The 25,216-nt window shown below is 48.2% G+C and carries 26 protein-coding genes and 1 tRNA gene; 11 read left to right on the forward strand and 16 right to left on the reverse strand.

The annotated features are described in order from the left end of the window. Positions 1–47 precede the first annotated feature (47 nt). Positions 48–404, forward strand: coding sequence for a dihydroneopterin aldolase (gene folB, locus ACEW9I_RS23275; RefSeq protein ID WP_373542711.1), 357 nt, complete (start codon positions 48–50; stop codon positions 402–404). Between the two features lie 338 nt (positions 405–742). Further along, complete coding sequence (locus ACEW9I_RS23280; protein ID WP_373542712.1) at positions 743–2,191, forward strand: DUF697 domain-containing protein; 1,449 nt, start codon at positions 743–745, stop codon at positions 2,189–2,191. 225 nt (positions 2,192–2,416) lie between these two features. On the opposite strand, the gene ACEW9I_RS23285 is transcribed toward ACEW9I_RS23280, so the two are convergent. Both ACEW9I_RS23285 and ACEW9I_RS23290 read right to left on the reverse strand, forming a co-directional pair. Further along, a complete protein-coding gene (locus tag ACEW9I_RS23285) occupies positions 2,417–2,680 on the reverse strand; it encodes a DUF1816 domain-containing protein (protein WP_373542713.1) in 264 nt (87 codons plus the stop codon). Positions 2,681–2,847: 167 nt separating this feature from the next. Beyond that, entirely contained in the window at positions 2,848–3,099 is a 252-nt protein-coding gene (locus ACEW9I_RS23290) for a hypothetical protein (protein ID WP_373542714.1), read from the reverse strand. Positions 3,100–3,961: 862 nt separating this feature from the next. On the opposite strand from ACEW9I_RS23290, the gene ACEW9I_RS23295 reads away from it, so the two are divergent. Continuing rightward, positions 3,962–7,690, forward strand: a complete 3,729-nt coding sequence (locus ACEW9I_RS23295) for a chemotaxis protein CheB (protein ID WP_373542715.1) — start codon at positions 3,962–3,964, stop codon at positions 7,688–7,690. 30 nt (positions 7,691–7,720) lie between these two features. Here the strand turns inward: ACEW9I_RS23295 and ACEW9I_RS23300 are convergent, their stop codons facing one another. Both ACEW9I_RS23300 and ACEW9I_RS23305 read right to left on the reverse strand, forming a co-directional pair. Then, on the reverse strand, positions 7,721–8,071 hold the full coding sequence (locus ACEW9I_RS23300) for a four helix bundle protein (protein ID WP_373542716.1): 351 nt from the start codon (positions 8,069–8,071) through the stop codon (positions 7,721–7,723). A gap of 25 nt (positions 8,072–8,096) precedes the next feature. Then, the gene (locus ACEW9I_RS23305; protein WP_373542717.1) at positions 8,097–9,032 is read right to left on the reverse strand and encodes a lysophospholipid acyltransferase family protein; all 936 of its coding nucleotides are present in this window, start codon (positions 9,030–9,032) and stop codon (positions 8,097–8,099) included. Between the two features lie 271 nt (positions 9,033–9,303). On the opposite strand from ACEW9I_RS23305, the gene ACEW9I_RS23310 reads away from it, so the two are divergent. Next, a tRNA-Phe gene (locus ACEW9I_RS23310) sits at positions 9,304–9,376 on the forward strand. Positions 9,377–9,968: 592 nt separating this feature from the next. Then, a complete protein-coding gene (locus tag ACEW9I_RS23315) occupies positions 9,969–11,351 on the forward strand; it encodes an ABC transporter substrate-binding protein (protein ID WP_373542739.1) in 1,383 nt (460 codons plus the stop codon). 111 nt (positions 11,352–11,462) lie between these two features. Here ACEW9I_RS23315 and ACEW9I_RS23320 read toward each other — a convergent pair whose 3' ends face one another. The 4 genes from ACEW9I_RS23320 to ACEW9I_RS23335 all read right to left on the reverse strand — a co-directional run bounded on the left by ACEW9I_RS23320 (position 11,463) and on the right by ACEW9I_RS23335 (position 15,518). Then, positions 11,463–12,440, reverse strand: coding sequence for a hypothetical protein (locus ACEW9I_RS23320; RefSeq protein WP_373542718.1), 978 nt, complete (start codon positions 12,438–12,440; stop codon positions 11,463–11,465). A 244-nt stretch (positions 12,441–12,684) separates the two neighbouring features. Then, complete coding sequence (locus ACEW9I_RS23325) at positions 12,685–13,215, reverse strand: DOMON-like domain-containing protein (protein ID WP_373542719.1); 531 nt, start codon at positions 13,213–13,215, stop codon at positions 12,685–12,687. Continuing rightward, positions 13,212–14,309 carry a phosphotransferase enzyme family protein gene (locus tag ACEW9I_RS23330; protein ID WP_373542720.1) on the reverse strand — a complete coding sequence of 366 codons (1,098 nt, stop codon included), beginning with the start codon at positions 14,307–14,309 and terminating at the stop codon, positions 13,212–13,214. The genes ACEW9I_RS23325 and ACEW9I_RS23330 overlap by 4 nt, the downstream gene beginning before the upstream one ends. Before the next feature lie 246 nt (positions 14,310–14,555). Next, entirely contained in the window at positions 14,556–15,518 is a 963-nt protein-coding gene (locus ACEW9I_RS23335) for a hypothetical protein (RefSeq protein WP_373542721.1), read from the reverse strand. A gap of 139 nt (positions 15,519–15,657) precedes the next feature. On the opposite strand from ACEW9I_RS23335, the gene ACEW9I_RS23340 reads away from it, so the two are divergent. Beyond that, a complete protein-coding gene (locus ACEW9I_RS23340; protein ID WP_373542722.1) occupies positions 15,658–16,002 on the forward strand; it encodes a hypothetical protein in 345 nt (114 codons plus the stop codon). Between the two features lie 97 nt (positions 16,003–16,099). Here the strand turns inward: ACEW9I_RS23340 and pheT are convergent, their stop codons facing one another. Next, the gene (gene pheT / locus ACEW9I_RS23345; RefSeq protein ID WP_373542723.1) at positions 16,100–18,556 is read right to left on the reverse strand and encodes a phenylalanine--tRNA ligase subunit beta; all 2,457 of its coding nucleotides are present in this window, start codon (positions 18,554–18,556) and stop codon (positions 16,100–16,102) included. A gap of 60 nt (positions 18,557–18,616) precedes the next feature. Then, complete coding sequence (locus ACEW9I_RS23350; protein ID WP_373542724.1) at positions 18,617–18,739, reverse strand: hypothetical protein; 123 nt, start codon at positions 18,737–18,739, stop codon at positions 18,617–18,619. Between the two features lie 81 nt (positions 18,740–18,820). Here ACEW9I_RS23350 and ACEW9I_RS23355 point away from each other — a divergent pair, with 81 nt between their 5' ends. From ACEW9I_RS23355 to ACEW9I_RS23375, 5 genes are all read left to right on the forward strand, one after another. Next, positions 18,821–19,243: a hypothetical protein gene (locus ACEW9I_RS23355; protein WP_373542725.1), complete on the forward strand. Its 423-nt coding sequence runs from the start codon at positions 18,821–18,823 to the stop codon at positions 19,241–19,243. A 128-nt stretch (positions 19,244–19,371) separates the two neighbouring features. After that, the gene (locus tag ACEW9I_RS23360; RefSeq protein ID WP_373542726.1) at positions 19,372–19,674 is read left to right on the forward strand and encodes a hypothetical protein; all 303 of its coding nucleotides are present in this window, start codon (positions 19,372–19,374) and stop codon (positions 19,672–19,674) included. After that, entirely contained in the window at positions 19,655–19,807 is a 153-nt protein-coding gene (locus tag ACEW9I_RS23365; protein WP_373542727.1) for a hypothetical protein, read from the forward strand. The genes ACEW9I_RS23360 and ACEW9I_RS23365 overlap by 20 nt, the downstream gene beginning before the upstream one ends. A gap of 94 nt (positions 19,808–19,901) precedes the next feature. Beyond that, positions 19,902–20,183, forward strand: coding sequence for a hypothetical protein (locus ACEW9I_RS23370; protein WP_373542728.1), 282 nt, complete (start codon positions 19,902–19,904; stop codon positions 20,181–20,183). 24 nt (positions 20,184–20,207) lie between these two features. After that, on the forward strand, positions 20,208–20,510 hold the full coding sequence (locus ACEW9I_RS23375) for a GNAT family N-acetyltransferase (RefSeq protein WP_373542729.1): 303 nt from the start codon (positions 20,208–20,210) through the stop codon (positions 20,508–20,510). A 40-nt stretch (positions 20,511–20,550) separates the two neighbouring features. On the opposite strand, the gene ACEW9I_RS23380 is transcribed toward ACEW9I_RS23375, so the two are convergent. The 6 genes from ACEW9I_RS23380 to ACEW9I_RS23405 form a co-directional block, all read right to left on the reverse strand. After that, on the reverse strand, positions 20,551–20,745 hold the full coding sequence (locus tag ACEW9I_RS23380; protein WP_373542730.1) for a hypothetical protein: 195 nt from the start codon (positions 20,743–20,745) through the stop codon (positions 20,551–20,553). 54 nt (positions 20,746–20,799) lie between these two features. Further along, positions 20,800–21,420: a HEAT repeat domain-containing protein gene (locus ACEW9I_RS23385; protein WP_373542731.1), complete on the reverse strand. Its 621-nt coding sequence runs from the start codon at positions 21,418–21,420 to the stop codon at positions 20,800–20,802. Between the two features lie 259 nt (positions 21,421–21,679). After that, a complete protein-coding gene (locus ACEW9I_RS23390; RefSeq protein ID WP_373542732.1) occupies positions 21,680–22,957 on the reverse strand; it encodes a HEAT repeat domain-containing protein in 1,278 nt (425 codons plus the stop codon). Positions 22,958–23,133: 176 nt separating this feature from the next. Continuing rightward, positions 23,134–23,628 carry a bleomycin hydrolase gene (locus ACEW9I_RS23395; RefSeq protein WP_373542733.1) on the reverse strand — a complete coding sequence of 165 codons (495 nt, stop codon included), beginning with the start codon at positions 23,626–23,628 and terminating at the stop codon, positions 23,134–23,136. A gap of 75 nt (positions 23,629–23,703) precedes the next feature. Then, the gene (locus ACEW9I_RS23400; protein ID WP_373542734.1) at positions 23,704–24,258 is read right to left on the reverse strand and encodes a bleomycin hydrolase; all 555 of its coding nucleotides are present in this window, start codon (positions 24,256–24,258) and stop codon (positions 23,704–23,706) included. Positions 24,259–24,401: 143 nt separating this feature from the next. Next, the gene (locus tag ACEW9I_RS23405) at positions 24,402–25,067 is read right to left on the reverse strand and encodes a chromate transporter (protein ID WP_373542740.1); all 666 of its coding nucleotides are present in this window, start codon (positions 25,065–25,067) and stop codon (positions 24,402–24,404) included. Positions 25,068–25,216 lie beyond the last annotated feature (149 nt).

Genomic DNA, 25,216 nt, shown 5'->3' on the forward strand with positions numbered 1-25,216 from the left:
ACTTGACAAAAAAGTTTAAATATGTATCAAGATGATATCGCTAATTTATGGACGTGATTCAACTAACAGGGATTCGTTGCTACGGTTACACGGGATATCTACCAGAGGAGCGATTTTTAGGGCAATGGTTTGAAGTCGATCTCCGCATGGGGCTGGATTTGACCGCAGCAGGTCAGAGCGATCGGATTGAGGACACACTCGATTATCGGAGTGTGATTACTGCTGTCAAAGACATCATTGCCACATCCAAATTCGATCTAGTTGAAAAACTCGCCGAGACAATTATCGCTACAGTCCTGAGTTTCGACATGGTGCAACAAGTCGAGCTAAAGTTACACAAGCCTGGAGCACCAATTCCCGATTTTGGGGGCAAAATCACGATCGAATTAATTAGATCCAAGTAAACCATCGATAGTATAGCAACCGCCAAGGCTGTTAGGACGGAACAGCGATTGAAATCGCCGCTCAGAATGCAAAGTCCGCCTACGCGGACTAATTGAAAAAATGTCCTAACGATCTTGGCTATTGCTATATCAAATACTGGTGCGTTACGGCTGTCGCCTAACACACCCTACATCAACCTAGCTTGTCATTTAGGATGGCTATATATTGGTGCAAGATGTCGGTAATCACGCATATTGCGGTTGCATAAAGATCGGTATCTCACCTAACTTTTAGCCGACTAGATCGGGTAGGCTAGAACTAATTGTGACTCTTTAGCATTGAACTGACGGGAGCATCTATGACTGTGCGATTGCAACGTCCACTTTTGATTGGCGGGATTGGGTTAACACTGGGTTTGTGGGGTTTGGATAGTGTCGCTCACAGCCTGTCTGGCGTGGGCGACTTGGTGACGGTAGGCACACTCGCCGCTGGGGGTGGGTATTGGTGGTATAGTCAGCGCGATCGTCAGCCGCAAGGAGCAGCAGGCAAGGTAGAGATCGATCGGGTGACACTCGATCGCGTCCTGAGCCAGGTAGAAGTGGTCATCACTCAACTAGCGATCGAATGTCCTAGTTTTGAGCGCGAGGGATTACAGCAACAACTTACCCAAGCTCAGAGCAATTTGACGCGAACCGATCGCCAGATCGCCATTACTGGCGGTCAAAAAGTTGGTAAAAGTAGTTTGATGCAGCTACTCACCACCGCGCCAGTCCCCTCAGCCACCGCACTCAGATACATTGAGACACCAGCTTTGTTTACTAGTGGTGCTAATAGTGACGTAGCCACCGCTACCGCCGAGCGAGTCGCACTCAATGCCGATCTAGTTATCTTTCTCACCAATGGCGACCTCACCGCCACTGAATACAAATATCTCGCCACCCTCCATCAAGCTCAACAGCGGGTATTATTGGTATTCAATCAAGCCGATCGCTATCTGCCTGAAGAACGCAGCCTCATCCTGCACAAACTCCAATCGATCGTCGCAGGGACAATCGCCCCTACAGATATCCTCACCGCTAGTACTGCACCGACACCGCTAAAAGTTCGCCAAATCCAAGTAGATGGCACCATACTAGAAACGCTGGAAACACCACCTGTCGAGATCGACAGCCTCAATCATCAACTGACGCAGATCCTCGCCAATGACAGCGAAAAACTAGTCTGGGCGAATACTTATCGTCAAATTGCCACAGTCCAAACTGCTGCCAAAACCGCGCTCAATAGTGCCCGACGCGATCGCGCACTGCCACTCATCGACCAAAATCAGTGGATCGTCGGTGCGGCTGCATTTGCCAACCCCGTCCCCGCATTGGATCTGCTCGCGACAGCAGCAGTGAATGCCCAAATGGTTGTCGATCTCGGTGCGATTTATCAGCAGAAATTCTCGCTCGCACACGCTCAAGCCGCCGCTGGGGCGATGGGTAGCGTCATGCTCAAACTGGGCTTGGTCGAAGTCTGTACCCAGACAGTCAGCGGCTTGCTCAAGACCAATGCGGCAACCTTTGTCGCTGGGGGACTGGTACAAGGATTGAGCGCGGCTTATCTGACGCGGATTGCTGGGTTGACCCTAGTTGAATACCTCGCAGCGCAAGATCTCGTCGCTCCCGAACCAGCCCGCGCCTGGAATCTCGATCGCTTGGGGAGCACTCTTCAGCAGGTCTTCCAAGCCAACCAACGCGCCGCTTACCTCCAAACTATCGTCAAGCAAGGGATCGAGCGGCTACGACCCGCTGAGGCGACGATCTGAGGCGCGATCGGGTGATGGCGATTGCCACTCGATCGATCGGGGCTTACCCCTCAACCCCCCTGATAAAACCCATTTGAGATCTTCTGTCTTGTCGGTTTTTTTATGCGGAGGGAACATCCGAATAAAACCGCCGCTAGTGGGGAGGGCGGGTATGTACGATATCGAATACTTGTAGGTTGGGTTGACCGAATGTGAAACCCAACCTGCAAGTATTCTGATGTTAAGTTATTGAATCCCCGCGCCCAAATTGTCATATTCATCATCGATCGTCAGTTGCGACGGTTTCAGCCGTCGTACATGCGTCTGGATACCTTGGGCTGATTCGCCCTCCAAGTCTTCGACATATCCCACAACCGCTAAGGCTGCCTCGTGAGCATTGGCAAATGGGCCAAAGTAGTAAGTACATTTGGGCACGGCTGTCAAAACTTCCACCCACCAAGCCCGTCCCAATAAATAGAGTCCACTAGCCAAGAGTTCAGAGATATTCATAATTATTTAATTGTTTATCGAGTGGATGCGATCGCCTGACAGTGCCCTAACTTCACAAAGCACTGAGGTGTTAATGGATCGGGGTATGCAGGCACTAGAGTGGGGAATTGGGGGAGCTGAGAGCGTAGAAATAGCGAAATATTTCTCAAATTGGCAACACTAGCATGTCACTCCATCGCTTCAATCTGGAGTTGAGCTATCAGTCGAGCGATCGTGTTACCCGATCGCCAATTTTGGCGATCTAGCTGTCCTGAAGTGGTTTCAGACAGATCCGAGCTGATGCGATCGAATGCTGGCAAACTCAACTGGCAAGCGATCCATTCACCCTCAACGGTAATATCGAGCTGGCTACAACTACCGTGATAGTGACCATCAGGTTGAAAAAAACGACAGTTGTGACAGGTCAACGGACGGGGCATATTTAAGTTTGCTAAATTTCTACTAAGTGTCGATCGCCGCAGATATTGTCTGCGGCTATTTTCTTTTGTCGATCGATTATTAAAATACTTTCAGATCCGCTCTAGCTTTGGTTACCAGCATTAAAGCAAATAAATGTGAGGAAGTCGTGAGGATCGAATGAGAATTCTAAATTTTGTTTGCTCATCTAGTGTTAAAATACTGATAACTGGTACGGGCTATTAATCTCATTTTTTTAATAAAATTTGTGATAGTCGCAACAAGTATAAATACCTAGGGTATTTTGAAGGGTATTGCTTTAATGAAATATAAGATACTTACAGAAATCTTATAGCGCAAAAATCTCTCTAAATCCCTCAGTAGCCGATCGCTGTATCTAGCGCGGTTCCTAATTCCTAATTCCTAATTCCTAATTCCTAATTCCTAATTCCTAATTCCTAATTCCTAATTCCTAATTCTCAGGATCGGTTCAAAAGCAGAAAACATCTATCGATATGAGGATTTAATAATTTACTTTATCTGCTAACGAGAGTTATGTTAGTCGCTCGATTGCGATCGAAAAGTAACCAGACCGCTAAGCATCTTCAGCAAATAAATATATTAGTATCACTTGCCACAAAGATTTTCATTCCTTTAGTGATGAGGAGCTAATACAGATCGAAAAGTCATAGCTCTCTCAATACGGTTCGGTTAAGTCCATTTTCTTAGATATTGTCAGTCCGCGAAGGCGGACTTTGCATCACTAGCGGCGGTTTCAACCGCTACCTAACTAGCTAACCGAACCGTATTGATAGCTCTCTTGGATCGAGGTAGTGACGATCGCGAGATTTTCGGACAGTTCTAAACCAAAGGTAATTTAGCTTGATGAACTCACCACGATCGAATCAACAGCCGCAACCACCAGACGATCCAAACGATGCTGCCACCACAACGAGCGTAGAGGGCGATCGCTTCCCCATAGTGGGAATTGGAGCTTCGGCAGGGGGATTAGAAGCATTTAGACAGTTACTGAGCCATTTACCAACCGATACGGGGATGGCGTTTGTGTTGATTCAGCACTTAGATCCCAAGCAAAAAAGTTTGTTACGCGAGATTTTGGCACGAGAAACTGCCATGCCTGTGGTGGAGGTGCTCAACGATATGGCGGTAGAACCCAACTGCGTGTATGTGATTCCGCCCAATACCAAAATGGCGATCGAGCGGGGACTACTCAAACTGACTCCCCGTGAGAAAAGTCGGGCGATGGTGATGCCTGTGGATACTTTCTTCCTGTCATTAGCGGCAGATTTGGGCAATAAAGCGATCGCGGTCGTCCTTTCTGGCGGCGATGGCGATGGTTCCCAGGGACTCGAAGCCGTCAAAGCAGCAGGTGGGATTACCTTTGCTCAGAATGAGGACTCGGCGCAGGTAAGTAGTATGCCCAATACGGCGGTGGCGACAGGTCATGTAGACTTTATCCTCCTCCCTCAAGAAATTGCCGCAGAACTGGCAAACATCAGCCGTCATCCTTACATTGCTAGTCCCACACCTGCGAATGCTGAAGTGCTAGTAGAGGGAGAGACTGCCATGCAGGTCATCTTTTCGCTGATCCGAGCTGCGACAAGGGTAAACTTCACCCAGTACAAGCACGCCACGCTCAAGCGACGAATTTTGCGGCGGATGGTGCTGTACAAGCTCGAAAATATCGATGATTATGTCACCTACTTGCGCGGACACTCAGCAGAAGTGCAAGCATTGTATGAGGATATGCTGATTCACGTCACCAGCTTCTTTCGAGATCCGATCGCCTTTGAAGCTCTCAAAACTAAGGTATTTCCAAATATTGCCAAGAAAGGGGCGGATGTCCCGATTCGGATCTGGGTAGCCGGATGTTCGACTGGCGAAGAAGCGTATTCGATCGCGATTTGTCTGTTGGAATATTTAGAAAACCAGCCGATTAAGCCGCCGATTCAGATTTATGCGACCGATATTAGCGATCGAGCGATCGACACAGCCAGAGCTGGCTTTTACAAGTACAGTGCCGTTGCCGATGTCTCCTCCGAACGGCTCCAGCGATGCTTTGTACCCGCCGATGGTGGGTATCGGATCGGCAAGTCGATCCGCGAAATATGTGTCTTTGCCAGACAAAACATCTGTAGCGATCCGCCTTTTTCCAAACTAGACCTGATTAGCTGTCGTAACGTGCTGATCTATCTAGGCGCAGCACTCCAAAAGAAGATTTTGCCGACCTTCCACTATGGACTCAAACCCACGGGTTTTCTGCTCTTGGGCACATCCGAGACAACTGGCGACTCCTCCGACTTGTTTACGGCGGTAGATAAGAAGCAGAAAATTTATGCCAGAAAATTGGCTCCAGCACGGCTGTCGATCGATCTCATCGCCCATGACGCCCATGCCAGCGAACTTGTCAATCCTACCCCCAGCGATGACCCTGCCTGGAGTGACTTTGACCTCCAAAAAGAAGCAGATCGGATCGTTTTAGAGCGGTTCGCGCCTGTTGGTGTGGTCATCGACAACGATTTAGAAATTCTCCACTTTCGGGGACAGACGAGTCTCTATCTCGAACCTGCACCAGGTAGAGCCAGCCATAACCTACTGAAGATGGCAAAAGATGGCTTGAAGCTAGAGCTACGTACTGCCATTTACCAGGCAAAACAGCAAAATTTGGCAGTGAGAAAGGATGATGTGCAAATTACCGATGGAGATCGGGTACAACAGATTAATTTTGAGGTAATTCCCCTCAAAGCACGCGGGATGGAAGAACGCTATTTTTTGGTACTATTCCAAGCAGCTACCCCCACGACAATTCCTCAACCTACTGGGCTGATTTTGACTCCCAGTGCCACTCCAACTTCCCAGCTACCCAGCGAACCGGAGATTGCGCGACTCAACCAGGAGCTAGCAAGCACCAAAGAGTATCTACGCACCATCATCGAGGAGCAGGAAGCTACCAACCAAGATCTCAGAGCGGCGAATGAAGAAATCTTGTCCAGCAATGAAGAGTTTCAGAGCAGCAACGAGGAACTAGAAACCGCCAAAGAAGAAATCCAGGCAACCAACGAAGAACTCAATACCATCAATGACGAATTGCAGCGACGCAACCACGAACTCACCGAGGTGAGCAACGATCTGGAAAACCTGATTAGTAGTACGAATATTCCCATTTTGATGCTGGGTAGCGATCTGTGCATCCGCCGCTTCACGCCACTCGCCCAAACCATCTTGCATCTGATTCCGACGGATGTGGGACGACCGTTGTGGGATATCAACCACGCCCTCAATGTCACCGACTTGGAATCACAGATTCGAGAAGTCATCAACACCCTCAAGACCACAGAACAGGAAGTGCAAGATCGAGACGGGCATTGGTACGATCTCCGCATCCGTCCCTATCGCACCCTCGACCACAAGATCGATGGGGCGATGGTGATCTTGGTAGACATCGACGCACTCAAACGCAGCATGGAGCAACTCGAACACTCCCGTAACTACGTCCGAGCGATCGTCGAAACCGTCCGCGAACCGCTGATCGTCCTCGATGGCAACTTGCGCGTATTTACCGCCAATCGATCGTTTTATCATACCTTTGAAGCAACAATCGCCGATACCGAACAGCGATTAATTTTCGATCTCGGGAATGGACAGTGGAATATCCCCAAATTGCGGCAGTTACTCCTAGAAATCCTCCCCACCGACAGCGAACTTCAGGATTTTGAAGTCGAGCATGACTTCGAGCAAATCGGCAACAAAACAATGCTACTCAATGCCCGCAAAATGACTCAAGCCGAAGGTGGCGACAATATCCTCCTCGCGATCGAAGATATCACCGAGCGCAAACGCCTCGAATCAGAACTGAGATACACCGTAATTCAAGAACAGTCCGCCCGCAGTGCCGCCGAATCCGCCAATCGCGCCAAAGATGAGTTCCTATCGATGGTTTCCCACGAACTCCGCAACCCCCTCGGGGCGATCCTCGGCTGGGCACAGCTATTACGTACCCAAAAGTTTGATGCAGCCAGAACTAAGCATGCCCTCGAAACGATCGAACAGAGTGCTAAAACTCAAGATCGACTGATTGAAGACCTCTTAGACGTATCCGCCATTACTTCCGGTAAGCTGAGGTTGAATACTAGTTCGATCGACCTTGTGCCGATAATTCACAAGGCGATCGATCTCGTCCAATTGTCCGCAGATGCCAAGCAAATCGAGCTAGTATCCAACCTCGATCTCGCACCAGCACAGATCGTCGGCGATCCAGATCGGATCGGGCAGATCGTCTCCAATCTGCTCATCAACGCCATCAAGTTTACTCCCGCTGGCGGGCGTGTAAATATCGACTTAGCTTACCTACCAACGACCGCCCAAATCGGTATCAGTGATACCGGAAGCGGCATCACGGCTGAGTTCTTGCCATTTGTATTCGATCGCTGGAGCCAATCAGACACCACCCAAACTCGATCGCATCCTGGCTTAGGCTTGGGACTATCGATCGTCCGGTCATTAGTAGAGCTGCACGACGGCACCGTCACAGTAGCCAGCCCCGGCGCAGACCAAGGCTCAACCTTCACAGTCTGTTTACCAGTTGACAGTTGACAGTTGACAGTTGACAGTTGACAGTTGAGTTTAATTGTTTTTAGAAGTTTTAATGATAGATGTTAAGAGCTTGATTAACTCGTTGACATCTGCATGAATAGATTTGTAGCTTTTTTCCTCTATATACTCAGATTGAAACAGCAGATCGAGCCAATACTCAGTTTCATTAGCTTCTTTAAGAGCAATAGCAAGCTTGTGAATAAAATCAGCTTTGCTTTCACCCTGTTCAGCTTCTCTAATCAACGCCCCGACTGCCGTGCCACTCCTCAGAACTTGCTTACTTAAAATGTATTCTCTCTTCTCATCTACCAAGTACTTATAGAGTTTTATTACCCGTAGTGCAAAAGAAAACGACTTATCTCTAACAATATATTTAGTCATAATTTTAACTGTCAACTGTCAACTGTCAACTGTCAACTGATTCACGCACTAGTCGATCGAGTTCCGCCTGCATCTGCGCTTCCACCCGATCGTAACAAGCATCAACATAATCCCGATCGATCGCCGCACTCCGCCCAGATCGCTCGAATTCGATCGGTTCGCAGATCCGAATCTGGATCTGAGTCGGTAACGGTAAATTGGGCAACGGGCCGATCCCAATCCCCCACGGCAAGCCCAGATAGATCGGGAATACATTTGGATCGATCCCAAATAGCCACGGCATCCCAAAATCGTGCAGCCGTTCGAGGATCGGGTACAGATCTGTCAACACGATCAGCCCCTCATGAGCACCTACGGATACTACAGGCACGATTGGCGCACGTTCCCGCAGGGCGACTTTGATAAATCCCTTGCGCCCAGCCAACTGAATCCGATGCCTCTGACTATATGGGCGAAAAATATCCTCAGCACCGCCAGGATAGACCAACACCGTCGCATCTTGTTGGAGAGCGGCGATCGCCATTTTGGGATGAGCCACGATCGCCCCCGCCCGCGCTGCTAACTTGGCTGTCGGCCCAAAATACTTCCACACATCGGGGTGTGCTAGCCCGTATGCAGGGCGTTCGGTACCATAACGCTCAAACCAGTCATACATCAGCATAAACATGTCAGGAGCCGCCAGACCCCCATTGTGAGAGCCGACTACCAGCATCCGTCCCTGCGGCGGGAGATGTTCCCAGCCATCGGTCTGTACCCGAAAATAATATTGATACAACCACTTCCAGAGCGGCATCAGTACCTCACGGATCGCCCATGGATCGCGATCGTCCAACGACCAACCATCATATTTATGTTGCAGATACGGTGGGAGTGGGGCGATCGGGGGGACAGGATTAAACAATTGTCGCAGAGTGAGGAAGGACTGGAATTTGAGCCACAATTTAGTTGCCTGTAGCTGCATGAGGCTTATCGATCGTACCAAACAACGGCTGGAATTGGAACGATCTCAACCCCAACGATCCGGACGGTTCAACGATGGCGATCGCTGTCATGTCTCGACCTGACTATCCGTGTCCGTTCCCCAAAAATCGCCTAGATAATTATTTGTCAAAGGTAATTAACCCACGCTACTATGGATTGCAGCGATTTATACCGATTTTTTCTCTACCTACTTGCATAATCAGCGGGGATTTGCTATATTAGTCAAGTTGCGAAATTAATGTTGGCAATGCGCCGGGATAGCTCAGTTGGTAGAGCAGAGGACTGAAAATCCTCGTGTCCGGAGTTCAAATCTCCGTCCTGGCATATAGAACCCATTTGAGATCTTTTTGGGCGGCTAGTCGCTTGAGCATCAGCTGCATAAAGCATAGCTTGAGATTGGCATTGGAACTTACAACCATTCTTGAGCTGGTAAAAGTAGCATTAATAGTAGATGCTATCGATCGAGAAGCGGTGAGCTTCTACCTTAGGCATGGTTTCACCGAATTCCCTAGTGACCCATTGAAACTGTATATTTCGATGGAGTAGATCGCAAAACTCAACCCATAACCGAAATAGCCCCAATCTTGAAAGATCGGGGCTACATCTAGATCGTTAACCGTTGGCAGCAGTTAGCGATCGAATCAAACAAATTTAGATACATACATTATGACTCAACCGTCCATTCCACAATGGTGTATTTCACCGATCGCGCCTGATGAGCCGAAAGCATTTCTGGGGGATTTGTTGGAGATGTCTGCTGATAAGTAACTACTGTAACATCTGGGAGCCTGTCGAACTCATGTGGCATTAAAGGTGATACGATCGATGGCAGACGATCGTATCTAACTTTGTAAAGTTAGGGTCACTATCTTGTGTGAGCAGTGTGATGAAAATGATGACTAAACCCGATCGACGTATTCAGCCAAAACTAGCCCTGGTGATGGCATTATTGACGACTATTACCAGTTTATTAGCGACTAGTTGTACAGATCCCAATCAAGCTGGCGGTAGTGGTGGCACGGCACCTGGAGCCAGCACTTCAGCTAGTAGTGGCTTAAAAATTGGTTCGCTACTATCGAACACTGGCGATCTAGCCTCGATCGCTCAACCATTACCGACGGCGATTAAAATGGCAGTAGAGACTGTCAATGGCTGTGGTGGGATCAATGGCGCACCCGTCACCCTCGTATCAGAAGACGATCGCAGCGATCCGAGCGAAGGTACCGCTGCGATGACAAAACTCTCGGAAGTGGACAAAGTAGCTGGCGTCGTCGGTGCATTTGGGAGTGGGATTTCGACTGCGGCTGCATCTGTAGCTGTCAAAAACAAGGTGATGATCGTCTCGCCAGGGAGTACTAGCCCCGTCTTCACCGATCGAGCCAAAAAAGGTGACTATCAAGGTTACTGGGCGCGGACGGCACCGCCAGATACTTATCAAGCCCAAGCGATGGCGCAGTTAGCAGTCAAAAGAGGCTTCACAAGAGTCGCCACGATCGCGATCAACAATGATTATGGAGTGGGCTTCGAGCAGCAATTTGTCACCGCCTTCAAGAAATTGGGTGGTACTGTCACGAATGAAGCCAAACCCACCCGTTATGATGCCAAAGGCACTACTTTCTCATCGGAAGTAAAAGCAGCTTTTGAGGGCAAACCGCAGGCTGTCGCTGCCATAGTCTATCCTGATACTGGTTCGATCTTACTCAAAGATGCTTACGAACAAGGCTTGAGCAAAGGTGTGACAATTATGCTCCCCGATGGTGCGTACTCGCCCAAATTCCCCGATCAGGTCGGCAAGTCAAGCGATGGCAAATTTATCATCGATGGGGCGATCGGTACTGTTCCTGGGGCACATGGCAAGGCTCTAGAAGACTTTAACAAGAAGTGGCTGGCGACTGGAAAGCCTCTTACAGCGTATCTCCAACACTCGTGGGATGCAGCAGCACTCATCATGCTAGCAGCACAAGCAGCCAAAACAAATACAGGCGAAGGCATTGCTAGCCAGATCCGTGAAGTTGCAGGCGGTGCGGGCGAAGAAGTTTCGGATCTGTGTCAAGCAATTACTCTCCTCAAAGCTGGCAAGAAAATCAACTATCAAGGTGCGAGTGGGAATGTCGATCTCGATCCTCAAGGCGATGTCATCGGTACTTACGATATCTGGCAAGTGCAACCCGACGGTACCCTCAAAACGATCGACAAAGTGAACATTCAAGCTGCTGGCTCGGCACCAACAGTGGATGCTAAACCCACTGATAAACCTGCGATGAAACCGTTACCATCGACGCCTACCAAACAAGGCTAATCTCGATCCATAGCAATCCTAAATCAGATCCTTGCGTATCGATCGTGGTGCGTTACGGCTGAAGCCTAACACACCCTACATCAACCTATTTTCTCATTTAGGATTGCTATATTAACTTTTTAACGATGGTAAAATTATGATATTATCGACAATTTCTAATTGAATCTTATTCCTGATGATTACCTCTTTCCAGGTTTGATAAGTAGTAGGCGGATGATACTGATATGTTTGACAATCATATCTGCCCTCGATACCAGTCATCACTTCCATCAGATTAGTTGCGGCAGCTTTGACGCCATCATCTGTCGATCGAGCACCCAGATAAAAATCATTACCTGGCCATGAAACATGATCCCAAGCTACAAAACTAAAGAGGTGATAATTTGTGAAATCATCGCCCGCTTCGGCGTAGGCTTGTGGATGACAAAGTTGAGGTTTGTTGATATTTCCTTTGGTCAGTGGTCTGACTAACAAACTAATTTCATCGATTTCAAATCTTTCATTCTCACATTCTTGATAAGGATCGTAATAAATAACTTTAATATTTGGAAACTTATGACTGTGGGTTGATAAGAAAGCTACTAACGCCTCTTTCAATTCGGTACCTAACTGTCCTCTGAATATACCTGCAAACTGCCCACAACCCATGCCAGGAATCGTAATAAGTGCCGTCTGCCCATTTTGCTTGGCTCGATTGTTAGCATAAATAAATGCTGGTAATAATCTCCGCTCATAAAGGTGATAATATTTGCTGCTACTCAACTCTCCATTGTCAGTAACTTCTTCCCAATCAACGGGAGTAACATTATTACCGTTGCGTAATAATGCACCTGGAGTGAAAATCAAAGTAGCTGAAAATGGCTGTTCATGAACAGTAGGATGGCGATGTCTACCGTTATCATAGACAGTAACTGGTGTGACAATACTAATGTCGCCCAAAATTGCTAGTTCTTCCTGATTCCAATCAGTCCCATTACCATATACCTCAAATTCTGCAAAAATCTGAGGACGCTTAGTTCTCAGCAGCACTTCAATAAATTTACTTGCTGTCAGCTCAGAAAGATCCAGACACTTCAATCGATCGCTCAAATATCTACCACAACTAGCTCCAGATTTGAGGTTGTCTAAATAATTGTCGATCTTTTGATAGGTTTGGCTGTTTACTAAGATTTTATATTATTTCATATCGAACTTATATTTTAGATAACTGAATCTATAGTTTTTGATTGCAAATATCTATATAAACCGCCTTAAACTGAAGCTCTGGATAGTAGCAGAAGTCTACTGATGTAGACAGAGGAAGCTCGATCTTAGTGCAGAAAATTAAGTAAAATCAGAGCTTAATAACAAAGCTATCTCGCAGATGAAAATCAGCTTCCTCGCCACAATGCGTCAATGCCCAATAACTAATATCGTCTTGTGTAGATTTAATCACAGTCGTAACTGAAACTTCTAGTTCGCGATCGATTGAGATAATTTGACTGAGATCTACTACTAATTTTAGCGTTAAAGAATTTGCAAATCGATCGACATCGAATGGTAAGGATGTAAAAGCTGTTTCATCTCGCAATCCCTGGCGATAATCATCAAGGTGGAACACATTCCAATCACCACTGGGTGAGAGATTGAATTCCCAATAATTGCGATCGCCGATAACTCCGATAAAGAACTCGAAACAGGTAGCTTCCCAAAGTCCAAATTTGCGACTAGGCGCGGCTGCGGGTGACGGGATTGCTACCGAATCCAGCTCGCCGAGGAGTTGATAATCGATCGCGAGTAGATGCCCAGATCGATCGATATTACCGACAATCTCGATCGGCGGCACGGAATCTACAGCAAAAGGAACGAGGCTAAAATTGTTCATCGTAAGTCCTGAATAATCGATCGAATTTCCACTTCCTGCGCCTCAATACTCTTGGTGAGCTGGAACTGCACTAATGCGCGATCGAGATTGTGTTGTGGATACTTGACTTTGAAATACACATTTCCGGCTAAATAATCAGTAAAAAACCGCAGTCCCAACTCAAACGCAATCAACCGAATCGCATCGAATAAATACTCATAGTCATCCGCTGTCAAAAAACCGCCAGCTTGAGAAAGATAACCCGTTAGCATCGCTCGACACATCTGCGTGTCAAATTGCACCTGCTCCCATGCTGTCGTCTCCTCACCCAAGGGATTGCAACCCGATCGCAAGCAGTCACCGATATCATAGTGGATCAGTCCTGGCTTGACGGTATCGAGATCGATCGCGCCAATTGCTTGGTGGGTGGTGGTACAAATCATCACGTTATTGACCTTTGGATCGCCGTGAATCGGTCGCAACGGTAGCTTACCATCACTTTTGGCATCTTCTAGTACGGACGCCCACTCTTGCCGCTCCTGGACGAAGTTGAGACAATAATCCACATCTACACCGCCAACTCTAGTAGCTGTTGCTAGCACCCGCTGATAGTCTACTAGATACTGGGGCGTAATATGGAAGCCAACCAGTGTATCGGCGAGTTGGGCGGGATCTAAATCGCTAATGAGCTGGTGAAATCGACCTAAAGCATAGCCGACTTCGCGCCCATGTGCGAGATCCTGGATGATATCGATCGATTGGGAGCCGTCGATGAAGCTGATGGCGCGCCAATAAGTACCGTCGGGTTCTACCCAACCAACGCGATCGGCTGTGGTCAATAATACGCGCGGAATCGCCCACCGTCGAGCGGATTGCGCTGATTCACACTCCAACTTATCGCAGACATGCTGAGTCACGATCCGCATATTCTCCATCACCAGTGCGGGTTGTACAAAGACATTGGTATTGATCCGTTGCAGCACAAAGTGAGGTGCGGCGTCATCCACCACCGTGACTAGGAAGGTGTCATTGATATTGCCACTACCAAAGGCACGAATGTCGCTAATTTGGCTAGAGCCAGCAAATTGTTGGGCGATATGATTCAGACGATCCAATATTTTTAGGGGTGGGGGGATGGTACATAAACTCACTAGAATGCCTACGATTGAAATCGTGGCTAGTATTGTGATGGGCGGGTGAGCCACCCAACAGCGATTTGGAGCGCTAAACCTTTAGCAAAGCCTACGCATCGCGAATCGCTCTCTTGTCTTGACGCATCGACAAAGGAGGGAGCCTCCGTGACGCGCAAGCCGCTATCAACTGTCAACTGTCAACTGTCAACTGTCAACTGTTTAAATAGATTATCTCGTAACTTGCTCTATTGATTTGTTTTCTAACGATTCGACGAGAGATTTTTCCTCAAGTGCAAGGGAATTATGCTCGGTTACCAGTTGATTATAAGTATCGGTTTGCGCTCTAAGCTGGGAGACTAATTGATTGTAGTTTCTCACGCGATCGTTAAAATTGGCGATCCGGAAACTATAATCATGGGGAGGATTGCTGACAATCGCACCTTGAAGACTGACTCGATCTGATTCTACTGCGGCTGCTTCTTGCTTTACCTGGGCGACTAGTTGCTCTAGTGCTGATTTTTGCGTTATCAATTGTTGAGTGAGCGTTTTTGCCTTGGTTCGCAGCTCAGTAAATACGCCTTCATATCGTTCGGATAGAGCCACGATCGCCGATCGCTCTGTAAAATATTCACGGTAATGATCTTCTAATTCTGGACTGAGATTTCGCACCTCAGTACCCAAAATCGAGTGTAGCTCATTGTTTACCGATAGGCGATCTTGGGTGTTGTATGTATCGACTAGTTTGAGAATGCGTGGGTTTTGCAGTTGTTTGAGTATCGCTTGTAACTGCTTGTTGATTTGGACTTGCTCGAAGAGTGACATCCGTTGATAGACAACATGGAGCATTTCATGCGCTGCTGTGACCTCCATGACGCCTTGCAACCGAGGATCGCTCACTGATTGCAGGAAAATCCCTCTATTGACCACATAACAACCGAGGACGATCGTCTGTTCGGAACGTTTGCAGAGATTGAGAGATGATTTTCTGGCTTCAATTGTCGGGTTGTTGACGTAAAACAATCGTTGACCTGTCTCCGTCATCGTCGTATTTGTTGCCAGCTTGGCGATCGCTGAAGACGGTTTGTATGTCAGTAGTTTACCCCAATCTTGCAAATCTTGGGTGAACCTCACCGCGCCGATTATCACAGCAACAACAAGTGCAATACTGAGATAAAGTTTTAGCCGTTTCATAGATCGAAACAATATGCGATGATAATAACTATAAAGTTGAGAATATCTTAGCCGTTTCATAGATCGAAACAATATGCGATGATAATAACTATAAAATCGAGAATACCTACGCTAACGACTCACTAGTGAGCATCTGTTCATGTCCAACCCGCCGCTCCAAATTAATGCGCCCATCGTTGGCATAGTCTCTCTTCCAGAGAATCGCAACCGCTCTCTAGATCGCCAGTTTCGAGTACTAGAAAGACGACTGACTAGGCTCGAAGATATTCAATTGACAGGACAAGAAGTAAATTTTTCCTTTGATGGTGTATATGCCGAGATCGATGAGATTGAAGACCAGATCGATCGCCGTTGCGATCGATTGGAAGCACGATTCGATCGATTAGAGCTGCGGATCGAGCAACGATTTGATGAGTTAAATCGCAAACTCGATCTCGCGATCGCGTCATCACGGCACATCCCTGAGCGATTGGGTGGGGATTGAGAGGATGTTAATTAGTTGATAGCAACGATCGTCGCTAACGAAGAACAGGGATTTCAGCCCCACCTTAACAACCCGACGATCGGTTGTCAATTATCAATTAACTCCGCAGAGTGACTCGAAACTTTTCTACCAATATATCTCTGATCTGCTGTTGCAATGGTTCGACATCTGCATCAGTCAACGTGCGATCGATCGCCCGATAGATCGATCGGATTGCCAGACTTCTTTGCCCATCGGGGACATTTGTACCACGATATTCATCGAAGACTTCGACATCTTCCAACAACTCGCCGCCAGCTTTGAGCATCGATTTTTTAAGATCTGCTAGAGATAGATCGATCGGCGCAAAGAACGCGATATCGCGATCGGAAGCAGGATAGGTAGAATAATTGGTAAATACTGGCACCAACCGTTCTTCGGCGGCGAGGTAATTGAGAATCGGATCGAGATTGAGTTGGAAGACGTATACGGCTGCGGGGAGATCCTGCTCTTGCCGGAGTTGGGGATGGAGTTGCCCGAAGTTGCCCAATTTTTGACCCTCCAACCAGAGGGAGGCAGTGCGCCCAGGATGCAGTTTGGGATCGCTCCGATCGGGTTGATACTCTACAGGTATTTTCAGGCTCTGACAGACGCTATCGAGCATCCCCTTGGCTTGGTACCAGGTGAGCGGTTGCGGCTTACCACCAGTCGTCCAGCGTCCGATCCCAGCATCGCCACCCATTATCCCCGCCAAGACATCGGTTTCGATCGCGCCTGTTTCATCGCGTCCGAACACTTTACTGATTTCAAAGCCTTGGAGCGCGCCATTCCCCTGGGCGAGATTGGTTTGGAAACTGTGAATCAAGCCCGAAATGAGTTCCGATCGCAAAGTCGCATATTCCGCAAACATCGGGTTGACGATTTCTACCTGCGAACCGTTATTGAGTTTGGTGAGGGCATAGGAATATTGGACGATTTCATTCAAACCGATCGCGCGGAAAGCAGCGCGAATCTTGCGTAAGAGTTCCTCATCCAGTGAGAGAAAGCCCGCCGTCGATTCAGATGGGAGCGTATCCATGAATCGATCGTAACCATAAAGTCTAGCGACTTCTTCGATCAGGTCGATTTCTCGCTCCAGATCGCGATAACGATAGGGCGGGATTGCCACATTCCAGACATCTTCCTCAACTACTGTCAACTGACAACCCAATGCTGTCAGCGTCCGCTCGACATCTTCCGGCGTGATTTCCCCAGGTTCGCCATCATCATCGATCGGCCCCAGGATTTGATTCAACCGCTCCAATCGGAGTTTAATCGTGCGCGGATTTTGGGTCAGATCGGGTCGATGGTCGGTCATCGCTTGGGCAATAACTGTCCCGCCAGCTAGTTGCGTGAGTAGCGCGATCGCCCGATGAGTGGCTGTTTCGAGTTCGGCAAAGTTGACCCCGCGCTCGTAGCGCGTCGATGCTTCCGATCGCAGTCCGCCTTGACTGCGTGCCGACTTCCGCACTGCGACAGGCTCAAAAATTGCTGCTTCCAAAACGATGTTTTGGGTACCTGTGGATACCTCGGTATTTTCGCCACCCATGACACCTGCCAGAGCCACAGGCACATCCCGAGCGGTAATTATCAGATTTTGCCCCTGAAGCAGTCGTTCTTGACCGTCTAGCGTTTTGAGGGTTTCACCTTGCTTCTGAGCGTACCGGACGCCCATCTCTAGAGTGTCACTCCCACTCACCGCTTGCAATTTATCGGCATCAAAAGCGTGTAAAGGTTGTCCCCACTCCAGCAGGATGTAGTTAGTCACATCCACCACATTATCGATCGGGCGAATCCCAGCGGCTTGCAAGCGACGTTGCAGCCACTCTGGCGACGGGGCGATCTGCACACCGTGCAGCAATGTTGCCGAATAGACGGGACAGGCAGCAATTTCACCAATTCTGACAGTTAATTGCGGTTGGGTGGGAATTGCTGACATGTCCGCTGTTGGTAGCTTGAGCTTGCCCCCAGTCAGCGCAGCGACTTCTCTAGCGATGCCTACCATACTCAACGCATCGGCGCGATTGGCGGTGGACGATAGATCCAGAATGACATCATCCAATCCCAATAGCGATCGCACGTCAGTACCGATTGCAGGTGTGCTGGAATCGTCGCTCTCGCCGAAGATATAAATCCCCTCCGAATCCTTCGTCAGCCCCAATTCTGAGAGCGAACAAATCATCCCCTCCGACTTTTCACCCCGCAGTTTTGCAGGCTTGATTTTGAGATCGACTTTGGGAAGATAAGTCCCCACCGTCGCCACCGCCACATGAATTCCCGCGCGGACATTGGCGGCACCGCAGACGATTTGCAGCGGCTCCTCACCACCAACATCGACAGTACAGAGGCTGAGTTTATCAGCGTTGGGATGTTGCACCCGCGTCAGCACTCGCCCGACTACTACCCCATCCGCCCACGTCCGGCGATCCTCGATCGATTCCACCTCAAATCCAGCTAGAGTCAGGATCTTCGCCAACTCTTCAGGATCTAGTTGGCAGTCTACCAGTTCTTTTAACCAATTTAAAGCAATATACATTTAATTTATTTGAGCTACAGTGAGCGTCGTTGGCGCAGCTCTCCACAGAAAATCTCGCGCCTATTTATTGTCGTACAGATCGGCAGTGGTGTCAGAGGCGATCGTCAAAGTCGCGGTTACCTGGATCGATCGATAACCTGGATTGAGTAATTTACAACTATTTCGCGGGTAGGGGCAATTCATGAATTGCCCCTACCCGCCTCTACTGAATTTAGATCTCTACGCTAAGATCGATTTTGACCCAATCGCCGCTGGAGATCTAGGATGATGCTATCTATAAATCGCAGAACTTGGACTCTACCCGCCATCGCTCGAGCCTGCATAGCACTATTCCCAACTTTACTACTAGTGCTCTCGATCGAGCCAGTCGTAAAAGCACAGCCAGAGGCAGCAGTCGCGATCGATCGAGCATTTCGGTATGAATCTTCATTTGCAAGCAGCAATACTCAGGGGCGATTGGTGAGCAGCTTTAAAAACTGGCTGGGAGCATTTCAACGGATTCGGACAGATGGCAATAATTATATTGCAGTTTTCGATCGCGGTTCACTACCGATCGATGCCAAGTTTAAGGCAAATGGCTCAGTCGAAAGTCTGATTTTTGGCTGTCCGATTTCCAAATCGCTATCCCTAAGTGATGCCCCCAGCGATGTCCGCCAAGCATTATCCAAGTGCCCTGGCTTCAAATAGTAGGTGATAAATTTGAGTAGATCTCGATCGGCTACGGTTATTTATAGCAGCTCCTACAATCGATCGAGAACCGATTGGATATCAACAAACGATCGACTAATTACACCGATAGACTCAAGGGATCTAATATGACTCAAACCAACAACCAACCGATCGCACCGATTCAACCTGTCACAGATGACTATTTTGGCATAGAGATAGTAGACAACTATCGCTACATGGAAAACTTTAACGATTCAGCTGTACAGCAGTGGGTGAAAGCTCAAGCTGACTATACGATCGATACACTAGCACAACTACCTGGACGCGATGCCTTTTTCGATCGCATGAAGGAATTGGATGATTCGGTTCCCGCCAAAGTGTCTGGAGTCTTGCGTCGAGCCGTGGCAATCAGCCAAGTTTGCCGCACGGTTGCAAGCGGCATCAGCTAGCAACAAGCCTGTGTTACTGCGGATGGATTATGAAGCTGGGCACGGCATTGGTTCGACCAAAACCCAGGTAATTCAGGAACGCGCCGATATTTTTGCCTTCATGATGTGGCAATTTGGGATCGAGGATTGCTAGCAATAGTATCGTCGATCGCATTAATTAGTCGAAAAAGGGCTTCTTGTGCATAAATTCAGGCGATCGTTCAACACTTCTGTTAATACATATATTTATGGAATTCTATATTCTCTCGATCCTATTACCTGTTTTACCGATCGATATTGCGCTGACCGTTCATTGCCTACGGAAAAATAGAAAAATTCTGAGTGTGCTGGCAACAGCATTTTTATATCTCATTGCTGCCTTAATTTGCATTGCGGTCTTCAGCCAAGACCCTCGGTTTCAGGGGCAAGGGGTTATCGGCCTAATGTTATTTTTTGCTGTAGGCACAGGTCTTGCACTGATTCGCTTGCTTGTGGGCATCATGATTTTGCTTTATCGAAAACTTCGATAAAGCTCCTCGATCGATTAGCAGCATTTGTCTCGATCGAGCAACTGCGTTTATCCATCACCAATCCGGCAATCGATCGAGAAAGAACACAACACCGTTGTTGGCAGACAAGAAGCTTGGGTAGCATGGCTATTCACTAGTCCCGATTTCCAGCGACAAGGATTAGCTAGAACGATGTTACTTCATGCGTTGGCTCGGCTTAGGGCGATCGACATCGAGATTGCTAAGATTGGCGTAGATGCGGAAAATGCTTTCGGTGCGAGGCAACTGTATGAATCGATCGAATTTAAGCATCTTTATACTAACATCGCCTATGTCAAGCATTTATAGGCTCAATTAATCTCTACTCCCCTTCTCGTCGCGTCCGATCTCATGCTTGAGCATCTTCACCCATTAACGGAGCCGTTGCCATGCCCTTGAGATCGCTCCACTTCCGCAGTGATTTGACTGGTACTGTCGGCACATATTCTCTAATGCTCTCAATTACATGAGTCATCACTTGAATTTGCTCTGTGGGGGACAAGCGATCTATGTCACTCAATACTTGTTGTAATTGTGGACTCATCTATTCACCTCTGGTTATCGATTCCTAGTTTAAAACCTTTGACTCCCGATACGATTAAGCTCTACGGGCTGCTTGCAGCTCCATATATTTGATTTTCTGCTCCAATCGCGGTAAGGCACTAGTGGCTGATTCGCGGACGTACTCATCGAGACTGGTATCTTCGATCGCTGCTGTCAAGATTGGCTCTGCACGGATGTCGCCGATACTAGCCAAAGTATTTACCAGAATTACCTGAAGGGCGATGTTATCGGTCGTCTGGAGTGCCTCTACGAGGATTTCAAAGGCAGGGGTACCCAGTTCCCCTAGTGCCATTACTGCCGCAATATTGACGACGGGATTCTCATCGCTCATGGAAGTCTTGAGGCACTCTAGTCCCTCGGCGGGAAATGGGACATCGGGATAGTTGACGATTACCTGCGCTAGAGCTTTGACTGCACTACCGCGCACGGTGACATTATCGCTAGTAGATAGGATCTCGATCAAAAATGGTACGGTATCCATGCCGATCGCACCGAGGGTTTTGACCGCTGCCCGTCGATAGGTAGTATCATCTTCATCGAGGATACTTATCAGCCGAGGAATCGTCGTCTCATTGCGGGTCTCGACTAGTTCGAGCATCGCCCGATCTCGTAAATTAGGATTGGGATGTTTGAGTCGATCGAATAATGCGTCCATTAGGCTTTAGGTTTTAGGTGTTAGGCTTGAGGATCGGATAATAGTTGTAGGGTGTGTTAGCGAAAGCGTAACGCACCAGCCAAGTTTCGGGCACTGCCTATAGAATGCCTACGATTGAAATCGTGGCTAGTGCTGCAAAGTCCGCCTTCGCGGACTAATAAACTAGTCCGCTCCTCGGACTTTGCACTCCGAGGAGCGGTTTCTAACCGCTTGGGGTGGACACTCCCCACCAGCTAGGTTTCAGGCTATTCACCCAAATTTATTGGTTTGCTGCGATCGCAGATCGGGCGCGAATCAGCCAATCATCATCATTAGCAGTAATTTCTCGTCCGCTGTCATCACCGAGTTTGGCTAATGCCATCAAGATCGCGTATTTGAGATCCCAAATTTTGGTATCCAAACTAGCTACTAGTAGCGGGATCGCGCGGGTGTCGCCAAGCTCGCCCAAGGCTAGCGCGGCGGCGGCGCGAGACTTCTGGAACTGTGGTTCGCGGTTATTTAAGGCTTCAACTAACAGATCGTAACCTGGCGTATATTTGAGCCACCCAATCAGCTTCATCACATGATAATGGGCACCATAATCGTTGTAAGCCTCTGCTTCATAAGTCGCTAGCAATGCCGCAGGTGCCAGCGCAGCAAAGTCGTCTAAGATCGTCTGAGTCGCCAGATAACACAGCCCAAAATCAGTTTCATACAACTGACGAATCAAAAAATCTAGCGTGGGCGGCAGATCGTACTCGTGAATCAATTCTAGATCTTGAGGTCGATCGAGTAATGTTTGCTCTAAACTCGATCGAATATCAGCGTATTCTAGCTCTCCCTGCGCGACACCGCAATCTGCGAGTAGTCGAATTGCGCGTAAGCGAAAGACGATCGAGACGGGACATCTAGCGATCGTCCCAATTGCCGGATAATAATTGGTATCGATCAGATCCTGAATACAAGCGCGTCGGGCATTCCGATTGGGATGGAACAAAAATTCCATCACCCGCTCCATCTGTGTATAATCACCTGTGAATCGACACACTGCCGCAATCGCTGCACTGGCTGTCGCTTCATCGCTAGACTCAGTAAAAGTGCGAATTCGATCGAGTGCTGGTGAGTAATCAAGCTTAACTAAGGTGTGAATGATGACGCGATGATTTTGTCCTTCGCGTTCGAGTATCTGCGCGATTTCTGACAATATTTCGGGATCTTTAGTCCCAATTTCCCCGATCGCCCACACGGCATTTTCGACAGTATAGCAGTCTGCTTCTGCCAAGCAGTTACGGATCGCGGGTAGTGCTTGTTTGGCTTGGAGTTTGCCCAATGTCTCGACAGATTTGCGCCGCACGATCCGATTATCCAGTTCGGGATCGTCATTGGCGATCGCTCTGAGCAGCGCAGCGATCGATGCTTCCGTGTCAAAATTAATTAGGTGAGAAGCCGCGACATAGCGAGATTCATCCTCAGCTAGTTTATCGCAGGGCGTATCTAATAACTCGATCGCTTCGGCTTCAGTGAGCTTAAAGATATTAAAAAAACGTTTATTAGTCATAATTATTTATTTTATCCCCCGTAGGTTGGGTTTCACATTCGTTCAACCCAACCTACAGACCTACTTTTACAACAAAAGAGGCTCTCGATCGCATCGCTCAACCATTAGGCAAAGCAACAGATCGAAAACCCCTTTTAAGCACTCAAATAACCTAAATTATTGAGTCAACCAGCTTCCTAAGATAAGGAGTTGATGGTGTAGTCGAGGAGAGCATTGTATTCAACCAATGCTTGAGCGGACATGTCACGAGGAGCACAACCGCGAGTACGTGCAAAGCGGAGAGCTTCAACATAAGGAGCAGTAGGTAAGTCTAATGCACGGTAAACTTCACGTCCACCAGCAATACCCCACTCATCCAAAGGACCAGTACCACCAACGATCAGACAGTAGTTGATCAAACGCATGTAGTGTTTGATGTCGCGTAAGCACTTGTCTTTTTTAACTTGGGTTTCGTTAGCTTCACCGGAGTTGTTCAAGTAGCCATACTTTTTGATGCAAGCATCATAAGCTTCTTTAGCTACGTTGTCCAAGTTAGCCGCCAATTTCTCAGCAGCTTCTAAACGTGCGCCTGCACGTTGGATGCTACCTTGTACCGATTCTAGATCGGAAGAGGTAGGAAAACGACCAGCCGCATCAGCAGCAGCGATTACCGTGGTAACAACAGATTTCATGTTCGATTAACTCCAGAAAAAATATTTTGATAGTTTGTTTCAATTCAGTCAGCTGGTAACGATCGATCTCGTCTACTAGCTAAGTGCAGAGATTACGCGATCGAAATAGGAAGCAGCTTCGGAAGTCAGTGCGGAACAGTCACCTTTGGATGCACCCATTTGGACAAAACGCTTACCACCGTTTGCTTCGGTGTTGGTGTCGTTGATGTGAGCCAGCGCAGCAGCTTTCATGATTTGAACTGCACGGATAGTAGAAGTTGTCGGTACTCCCAATGCTGCATAGGTTTCCTTCAAACCGTTCAAACAACGATCGTCGAGGACCGAAGCATCACCAGCGAGCAAAGCGTAGGTAACATAACGCAAGATGATTTCAGCATCGCGCAAGCAAGCAGCCATGCGACGGTTGGGGTAGCAGTTACCACCAGCTTGGATCAAACCTTGGTTTTCGCAAATCATCCCAGCAACAGCATCGGATACTGCACAGCTAGCATTGCTGGCGATCGCGTTGACTGCATCTAGACGTTTGTTGCCTTCAGCGATGAAACCTTTGAGTGCGTTGAGGTCGGTACCACCGATCGGTGCAGTCTTGGCATCTGCGGTTACGACCGCTCTGGAAAAAGAGTCAAGCATTGAAGCTCTCCTAGTTAATTAACAATTTCGAGATTCATCATAAACCGATCGCTTCACCAGACACTAAGGTTATGAGAAACAACTCAACAATCTGTAACATTCGCTACTTGCGCGAATTAACCAGGAATTAGATCGCGGCAATTTCAACGATGCAGTTGTGCCAACTGTCCCACTAGCCCCACGATCGCCCCACCTAAAATCGACCACAGCGGATCGACTCGCCATCGCCATACTAGCAGAGCGGCGATCGCGGCGATGAGCAAGGATTGCCAATCTAATAAGGTACTAACTGTTAATTGATAAGCCACAACCGCAATCGCGCCCCACGCTCCAGCATTGACGCCATCTAGCCACGATCTAAACCAAGTCGATTGTCGCAGTTTGGGTGCCCAGCGGGTCACTAGAGCCACGAAGATAAAGCTGGGGAGGAAAATACCGATTGTCGCGGCGATCGCGCCCTGATGCCCAGCTAGCAGGTAGCCGATGAAGGTAGCCGTCGTAAATAACGGCCCTGGAGTCACTTGCCCGATCGCGATCGCGTCAAGTAGTTGTGTCGATGTCAGCCACTGAGTCCGCTCCACCAATTCTGGCTGAAGAAATGCCAGTAATACATAGCCACCGCCATAAATCGTCGTCCCAATCTTGAGGAAAATTGTGAATACATCTACCCATGAGGGCTGAGATGTAACTACTGGCAAAATGGCTAACAGCGGTAGATCGATGCTGGGCAACCAAATTGCAGGTAGTCTTCGGCTCCAATCGCGCCAATGTTGACTCAGTAGCACCCCAAATCCGGCTAGCAACAGCACCAATAATGTATTTAGGGCTTGCTGAATAAGTCATACGATCGAGTGAGCGAATCTCGAAGCACGCTCACTCGAAGCGCGTCGTCTAGCGACGATCGCCAATGATAATTTTTAGTTAAGCTCAAAGGAGATACAAGCAAGATTTCTAATCG

The sequence above is a fragment of the Chamaesiphon sp. genome, from assembly GCF_041738855.1.
GTDB lineage: Bacteria > Cyanobacteriota > Cyanobacteriia > Cyanobacteriales > Chamaesiphonaceae > Chamaesiphon.

Coding starts and splice junctions, on each gene's coding strand:
- ACEW9I_RS23300 (WP_373542716.1), bottom strand. CDS start 8,071: ATGACTAAATATATTGTTAGAGATAAGTCGTTTTCTTTTGCACTACGG.
- ACEW9I_RS23380 (WP_373542730.1), bottom strand. CDS start 20,745: ATGAGTCCACAATTACAACAAGTATTGAGTGACATAGATCGCTTGTCC.
- ACEW9I_RS23280 (WP_373542712.1), top strand. CDS start 743: ATGACTGTGCGATTGCAACGTCCACTTTTGATTGGCGGGATTGGGTTA.
- ACEW9I_RS23350 (WP_373542724.1), bottom strand. CDS start 18,739: ATGAATTGCCCCTACCCGCGAAATAGTTGTAAATTACTCAATCCAGGT.
- ACEW9I_RS23335 (WP_373542721.1), bottom strand. CDS start 15,518: ATGAAACGGCTAAAACTTTATCTCAGTATTGCACTTGTTGTTGCTGTG.
- ACEW9I_RS23395 (WP_373542733.1), bottom strand. CDS start 23,628: ATGAAATCTGTTGTTACCACGGTAATCGCTGCTGCTGATGCGGCTGGT.
- ACEW9I_RS23305 (WP_373542717.1), bottom strand. CDS start 9,032: ATGCAGCTACAGGCAACTAAATTGTGGCTCAAATTCCAGTCCTTCCTC.
- ACEW9I_RS23400 (WP_373542734.1), bottom strand. CDS start 24,258: ATGCTTGACTCTTTTTCCAGAGCGGTCGTAACCGCAGATGCCAAGACT.
- ACEW9I_RS23295 (WP_373542715.1), top strand. CDS start 3,962: ATGAACTCACCACGATCGAATCAACAGCCGCAACCACCAGACGATCCA.
- folB (WP_373542711.1), top strand. CDS start 48: ATGGACGTGATTCAACTAACAGGGATTCGTTGCTACGGTTACACGGGA.
- ACEW9I_RS23390 (WP_373542732.1), bottom strand. CDS start 22,957: ATGACTAATAAACGTTTTTTTAATATCTTTAAGCTCACTGAAGCCGAA.
- ACEW9I_RS23285 (WP_373542713.1), bottom strand. CDS start 2,680: ATGAATATCTCTGAACTCTTGGCTAGTGGACTCTATTTATTGGGACGG.
- ACEW9I_RS23370 (WP_373542728.1), top strand. CDS start 19,902: ATGGAATTCTATATTCTCTCGATCCTATTACCTGTTTTACCGATCGAT.
- ACEW9I_RS23360 (WP_373542726.1), top strand. CDS start 19,372: ATGACTCAAACCAACAACCAACCGATCGCACCGATTCAACCTGTCACA.
- ACEW9I_RS23355 (WP_373542725.1), top strand. CDS start 18,821: ATGATGCTATCTATAAATCGCAGAACTTGGACTCTACCCGCCATCGCT.
- ACEW9I_RS23340 (WP_373542722.1), top strand. CDS start 15,658: ATGTCCAACCCGCCGCTCCAAATTAATGCGCCCATCGTTGGCATAGTC.
- ACEW9I_RS23325 (WP_373542719.1), bottom strand. CDS start 13,215: ATGAACAATTTTAGCCTCGTTCCTTTTGCTGTAGATTCCGTGCCGCCG.
- ACEW9I_RS23385 (WP_373542731.1), bottom strand. CDS start 21,420: ATGGACGCATTATTCGATCGACTCAAACATCCCAATCCTAATTTACGA.
- ACEW9I_RS23290 (WP_373542714.1), bottom strand. CDS start 3,099: ATGCCCCGTCCGTTGACCTGTCACAACTGTCGTTTTTTTCAACCTGAT.
- pheT (WP_373542723.1), bottom strand. CDS start 18,556: ATGTATATTGCTTTAAATTGGTTAAAAGAACTGGTAGACTGCCAACTA.